Consider the following 6,060-nt stretch of genomic DNA (forward strand, 5'->3'; position numbering starts at 1 on the left):
CCTGAAAATCTGACAATAAATTCTATAAACAAATATCTTGAATTTAAATCGAGAGGACTAATTTAATCTATTTATATAGAAAAAGACAAAGGTATAATATCCTCTTCTTGGACTTTTATTCTATCATCCAGAAGCAAATAAAAGATTAAAAGAAAATACTCTGTTAAAGAGTTGCTTTATGTATAATTCAAAAAACGCTATTTATAAAATTATAAATATTACTAGCAATAAACGACACAATGGATTGGCATCATAATGAGGGGATTGTAAAAAAAACGAGTAAGGAGGATGTTCAATCCTATAGAGAGAAAATATTAGATAAAAAGAATATATCTCCCAGAAGAAAAAAAGTCTATAAAATTCTTTTCTGCATACTTCCTTTTTGCAGTGCTTTAGTCTATGATATAGAAACGAGAAAAAAAAGTTGAAAATTGTGCTTATCGTGGCGAAATTATGTTTTATTTTAAAATAGAAAACTAATTTCCTTTAAATCGCTTCTTTATATCTTCGTATTTTTTTTCGCCGACATAACGTTCTTTTTTTATAAATTCTTTGGAGAAAAGGCTTCGCTCATCTTGGTAATCTTTGTATTCGAGCCCGGCTAAATCAGATATGGAATATATAAAGTCTTCAGTAGAAAATGGACGGTTTATATCAAAAATAAGATCTTTCCGTTTTTTTATATAGGTAGAAGACATCCATAGCATAAAAGGTATTTCGCTCATGCTGGGAGAAACCTTTTCATAGGCGTGTCCGGCAAATTCCCTGTAGTCGTAAAGCTCTTCTCCATGATCGGAAAAATATATTACAGCAGTATTCTGCTTCTTCTCCTTATTCATAGTCTTTATGATGCTACTCACTATATAATCATTAAACAGTACCGAATTATCAAAACGGTCGATTGTCCGTTTAGCTTTATCATCTCTGTATGGCGCGTCAGGGACTAGTCCGTCTTTTGTATAATTGAATATAATATACTCTTTCGGATATCTGAATTCATAAGCCATATGGTTTCCTATCAGGTGTATAAGTATCAATTTGTGTTTGGTCTTGTCTTCTTCCAGTATTTTATCTAAAACCGGTAGAACAATATCGTCATGTTGTTTATATTTTGCAACATTGTATTTAGTTTTAGCTAATGTAAGGAGTATATCATAGCTTGATTTACAGTCTTCACTAAATTCTTGATTGCTTATAAGATAAGTATTATAATCTGCTCTGTTGAATAATTCAAATAGAGAAGGTTTTTCTGTAAAATATTCGGGATGTCCGCGTTCCGACATAGATAAAACGGATCGCATAACAGGGATTGTGTGTACTTGTGGTGCAACAGCATCCTGATATATGATAAGGCTATCTCCATATTCAGATAAAAGAGGATTGGTATTTCTGGAATAGCCATAAAGTGACATATGGTGTTTATTTAAAGATTCACCGATTATAATTATTATTGTCTGGGGAATTGTATCCTGATATTTATTTTCGACAGTATAATCGTGATTGGGGCGTTCTTTTATTGTTTTTATTTCGTAATTAGTCCGCAGCTTATAGCTTATAAACGTTTTATATATGTTGATAAAATATACAGAACGGGAAACCCTGTTTATTCCAACTATACATAAAATAATGACAATACTAATTGTAAATAAGTATTTATGATTCTTTATTTTAAGTGGCTTAAAAGATTTCATTGTACATACCATCACAATAGGTATTGCTGCATATAATACTACTCCGGCGATAACCCATAAACTCAGGTAATGAGCTACAAATTCTCTGCTTTCTTCCGGATTAGTTTCAAATAAGCTTGTCACACTATTCTGCTCGAGCATAACGTGTGCAAAAAGCAGGTATGCAAGGAAAATAGATCCGGGTATGATAGATATAGCTAGTAATATAGAGTAGATAACCCTTTCTAGTTTAGAACTAATGAATAATGATATGACAAGTATTGCCGAAAAAAGCGAGCCGCATACAATGAAAACGGCAACTTTATCCAGGAATGTAAAATTCTCTGCTAGAGGACAAAGCACAGGTACTAATAGTAGGATGTAGAATAAAAAGAAAAATTGTATTTTTTTCTTTTTTAATATATTAAGTACCTCTTTCATCACCAATATAGAGTTCTTTAGTTTGTTATATTTCTAGTCAAGTGAAGCTGCAAATATAGTATTTTATTCTTACTTTTGATATAATTTAATTTGTGCGATATACTATTGGTAGATATGAGAAAGCGTACATTAAAGAAAGGGAAAGGTAAACAACGGAATAATCTATTAAAGAAACCAATCTATTTGGGAGATAAAGATGTTCCGATGTCGATTGAGTTGTTGCAATATGACTCTACTCGCTTGGAGGTGAAAAATCTCTCCCTGTCATCTTCTTTAAAAGACAATATAGATAATTCAAAAGTAAATTGGTTTAAAATTTTTGGCCTCTCGGACGCTACACAAGTGAATCGTATATGCCGGGAGTTTGGATTGCATGGATTTGATGTAAAAGATCTCCTGGCAGATCAGCAGGTAGTTAAGATAGTGGCATATGAGAATGTTACTTTTGTATTGATGTCATCTTTTTATTTAGATACCAGTATAAAGAGCATAGACGATATACAGATTGCATTTATATTAGGGAAGAATTTTATCGTAAGTTTCCAAGAAGCACTTATTCCTATCTTTGAGGAGATTGAACAAGATATAGAAGAAAATAATGGGCTTATAAGACAAAAAAATACAGATTTTCTCTTATATATTCTTTTAAATGCAGTCAATCTGTTCAACATTAATACAATAATGAGTGTTGAAGATTATCTTTCTGATATAGAGGACCAACTGATCGTTCGAAAAGACTCAATAGATATCCTTCAGTTTTTGCATCGTTGTCGTGTCGACTATATTCATATCAAACGTTCGGTGATATCCCTTAGGGAGGAATACTCTAATTTATTGCATAATACCAATAAGTTGATAGGAGAGGAGAATATTATCTATTTCAACGATTTTGACGATCGCATGCGTACTATGTTAGATGACCTAGCCTCCTTTTACGAAACTCTTACTTCTTTGTTAGATTTATACTATAATAACAATAACTTGAGGATGAATGAGATTATTAAGCGTCTGACAGTTGTGTCCACAATATTTATACCTTTAACTTTTATGGTAGGAGTCTGGGGTATGAATTTTAAATTTATGCCTGAAACAGAGTGGAGATATGGTTATATTTTCTCTTGGTTAATTCTGGCATTAGTAGCCATTTTTACTTATCTATGGATGAGAAAACAAAAATGGTTTTAAAGTTATAGTCCTTTATATTCGACAAGAATACTATCATTAGTGCTAATAATAGAATTATATCATTTACTTAAATATACACAGTATAACAATGAAAAAAAATATAGTTTGTACATTATTCATTTCGGCATCAATATTTGCAGGATCATTTAATTCCTTAGCTTCTGCTTCTATTTTGACAGATTATCAAGTGTCTAAACCCGATAATGGCATAAAAGCGATGTTTGAGAATGAGGATTATCAGGAGATCGTAGACAAATACGCAGGTATGCCTAGAAATTTATCTGCTGAAGAGTTATCTTATATTGCTCAATCATATTATCGTTTAGATGATGCTGAAAATGCTTCAAAGTATGCAGTTTTAGCTATACAGAAAGATTCGAAGAGCGGACGTGCCCTTTTTGTAAAAGGTGTAATCGATGGGGCTAGGGGAGATTATAGTCAGGCGGAAGCAAATTTGCAAAAGGCAATCAGTCTATCATCAAAAGAGTCGGACTATCATACAGCTTTAGGAGATATCTATTTTGCACAGGATGATTATGCAAAAGCACTTATTTGTCTTCAAAAAGCAATAAATTGTCCTAATCCTTCCGAAAAAGCGTATTATATGATCGGGGCTGTGTATGCCAATCAGGATGATATGGCAAATGCATTGGAGGCTTTTTATGAGGCAAAAAAACGGGTCGTCAAAGATAAAGAGTTATATGTGACAGTATTGTATAATATTGCTAAACTGGAATTTGATAATAAAAATTATAAGCATGCATCAAACGCTTATCAAGAACTTACAGAATATTTTCCAGATGATTATTATTCTTTTGAGAAGTTGGTGGAATGCTGTAATGCTTTAGAGTTATATAGCAAGGCTAATGAGTATAAACAAACCTTATATGCAGCTTATAAAGAAGGGCGGTTACAACCTACAAGTATTTTCGATATGTTTTGTATGGATCATTTTTCTGTTGGAGAAAATGAGATTTCTGCCTATGAACGCTATGAAGAACCAACTTGCAGGCCTTTAGTAAAGAATATATTTTATGTTGCCGATAAAAATGGTAGTATAAAGTCGTCAATCTATTTAGAATTTGTTCCTACGAATGAAGTTGGTGGTGCCGGCACTTACAAATTTATAGAAGTTAAGGGAGAAGAGCGCTATACATTCAACACAATATATGATGGTAATGTGACATATAGTACATTACAATCTGGAGTAAAAGATATTGTTGAGGGTAAAGCGGAAGCTATCCTTTATAAAGAGTAAATTATAATAAAGCGAGCTATCGTTTTTTTATTCTGACTACATCTCCGGCATCAGGAGTTAGCTTTGTGTATCCATATAAGGATATTATACCTAGCATGGCAACAAATATAAATGCGAGTCGAAAATCCGCTACACTATAGTGATCCGAACTCCCATTTATCATATTAGAAAAGCGCAAGAATACAGCTCCCATTGCAATACCCATCCCGGTTGACATTTGCTGCACTGTGCTATATAATGTATTTGCGGAGGTCATCCGAGGTTGAGGTATATCGGCGAAAGCTAAGGTTGTAATGGCACTAAATTGCATAGACCGGAACATTCCGGACAAAAACATGACTATGACAATTAGTATAACGGGCGTTGTAGGTAATAATAATGCTGTGAAAAAAGTAAATAATGCCACTAACAATCCGTTTGAGATCAAAACAGTTCGGAAATTATAGTGTCTCATAATCCATATTGTAGCCGGTTTCATTGCAAGGTTTCCTGCCATGGTTGCTAAGAATAAGGTACCCGATTGGAATGGGCTTAAACCAAATCCTTCCTGAAACATAAGCGGTACAAGATATGGTGCAACGCCAATTACCATACGCGAAATAGATCCTGTGAATATAGTAATTTTATAGGTTGGAATTCTGATCACAGAATAATCTATCAAAGGGTTAGAGATATGTCGAGAATAGCGTATATTAAAGAATAGAAGTCCAATACTTATAAGAATGGTTATTACGGGTATATAATATGCAACTTCGGCACGACTAAATAATTCTACTCCATACATAAAACCGGCCAGTGCCAGTCCGCTCAAGACAAATCCTACAAAATCGAAACGTGGTTTTATCGGATTGTTACCCTTCTCTTCCGGAATATGATACCATGCCAAAAGAACACAAATAATGCTAATAGGTACATTTAGAAAAAATATCCAATGCCAGTGCCAGTATGTGGTCAGATAACCACCTACTAATGGCCCGAGGATCGGTGCAACCAGTGCAGGCCATGTAATATAGGCCATTGCTGTTACTAATTTTTCTTTCGGAGTGGTTTTCAGAACGGCCAATCGGCCTACAGGGGTCATCATGGCTCCGGCCATTCCTTGAAATATACGGAAAGCGACAAATTGTGTAAGGGTCTGAGAAAATCCACAAAGAGCCGATGCTAATATGAATAATATGATTGATGTACAAAAAACTTTTCGTGTACCATATCTATCGGCAATCCATCCGCTAACGGGTATAAATATGGCTAAAGCTATTAAATAGGATGTTACACCGGCACTTAAATGAACTACGTCTGTGCCAAAAGATTTGGCCATAGTAGGTATAGCTGTATTTACGGCAGTTGTATCCAGACCTTGCATGAAAAAAGAGATAGCAACAATTAAGGATACAGAATAGGATTTATCAATTTTCATCTAAAAACACCGAACAAAGCAATTAAGGCATAAAGATACGTCTTTTCGTGGAGGAGTATTGTCACTCTTTAATAGTTTTTATTAAAATT

The 6,060-nt window shown here is 33.8% G+C and carries 4 protein-coding genes; 2 read left to right on the plus strand and 2 right to left on the minus strand.

Annotated features, from left to right (window positions below; translation table 11 throughout):
* Nucleotides 1-476: 476 nt before the first annotated feature.
* Nucleotides 477-2,111 (minus strand): sulfatase-like hydrolase/transferase, encoded by a 1,635-nt coding sequence (locus JGH11_RS18625; protein WP_201114316.1) that lies wholly within the window; start codon nucleotides 2,109-2,111, stop codon nucleotides 477-479.
* Nucleotides 2,112-2,225: 114 nt separating this feature from the next.
* Here JGH11_RS18625 and JGH11_RS18630 point away from each other — a divergent pair, with 114 nt between their 5' ends.
* A complete protein-coding gene (locus JGH11_RS18630) occupies nucleotides 2,226-3,296 on the plus strand; it encodes a magnesium and cobalt transport protein CorA (protein ID WP_201114318.1) in 1,071 nt (356 codons plus the stop codon).
* Nucleotides 3,297-3,384: 88 nt separating this feature from the next.
* Nucleotides 3,385-4,554 carry a lipopolysaccharide assembly protein LapB gene (locus JGH11_RS18635; protein ID WP_201114320.1) on the plus strand — a complete coding sequence of 390 codons (1,170 nt, stop codon included), beginning with the start codon at nucleotides 3,385-3,387 and terminating at the stop codon, nucleotides 4,552-4,554.
* A 16-nt stretch (nucleotides 4,555-4,570) separates the two neighbouring features.
* On the opposite strand, the gene JGH11_RS18640 is transcribed toward JGH11_RS18635, so the two are convergent.
* Nucleotides 4,571-5,971, minus strand: coding sequence for a DHA2 family efflux MFS transporter permease subunit (locus tag JGH11_RS18640; RefSeq protein WP_201114322.1), 1,401 nt, complete (start codon nucleotides 5,969-5,971; stop codon nucleotides 4,571-4,573).
* Nucleotides 5,972-6,060: the final 89 nt, after the last annotated feature.

Origin of the sequence: Dysgonomonas sp. Marseille-P4677, from assembly GCF_016652235.1 — a bacterium.
In the GTDB taxonomy this organism is placed as follows: Bacteria; Bacteroidota; Bacteroidia; order Bacteroidales; family Dysgonomonadaceae; genus Dysgonomonas.